This is a genomic window from Arthrobacter sp. TJ-217 (genome assembly GCF_058269255.1).
The window spans coordinates 1-651 of record NZ_JBZCNJ010000032.1; the positions used below are offsets into that span (position 1 = coordinate 1).

At 61.0% G+C, this 651-nt stretch carries 1 protein-coding gene; it reads left to right on the plus strand.

Annotation, left to right across the window (positions count from 1 at the left end; genetic code table 11):
• The coding region (locus AC4D2R_RS18030; RefSeq protein WP_490941475.1) for a phospholipase D-like domain-containing protein at window positions 1–651 on the plus strand (651 nt) is incomplete at its 5' end.

Consider the following 651-nt stretch of genomic DNA (forward strand, 5'->3'; position numbering starts at 1 on the left):
ACCGGACCGGCCTCCTTTGAACTGGGGCATTCCTTCACGGCCGTGTGGAATCATCCCTGGGGGCCACAGCCCAAATTGCCGCACTTGCATCCAGTGGCATGGGATTCGCAGCTGCATGCCGTCAACAACATCCCCGCCAACCTGGTCTACCCCATCCGCAGTGTCTATCTGGACGCAATCCACCGCGCCCGGAAACACATCTATCTCACCACCGCCTACTTCATCCCCGACCAGCAGATCCTCACCGCGCTGATCGAGGCAGCCCGGCGCGGCGTGGATGTGAGGGTAATTGTGCCGGAAAACTCGAACCATGTGCTGGCCGACTGGCTCTCGCGCGGCTTCTACTCCACGCTGCTGTCCGAAGGGATTACGCTGCTTCTCTACCGCCACGCCATGATCCACGCCAAGACCGCGACCGTGGACGGGCAGTGGTCCATCGTGGGCACCGCGAACATTGACCGGCTGAGCCTCGGTTTCAACTACGAGAGCAACCTGATCGTCCACGATCCGGACTTTGCCGCGGACATGGAAGAGATTTTTGCGACCGACAGCGCGAACTGCCTGGAATTGTCCTCCCAACTGTGGAAACAACGCCACCCCGCAGCCTGGTTCGCCGAAACGGTTCTCAGGCCTCTGCGACCCTTCCTCTGA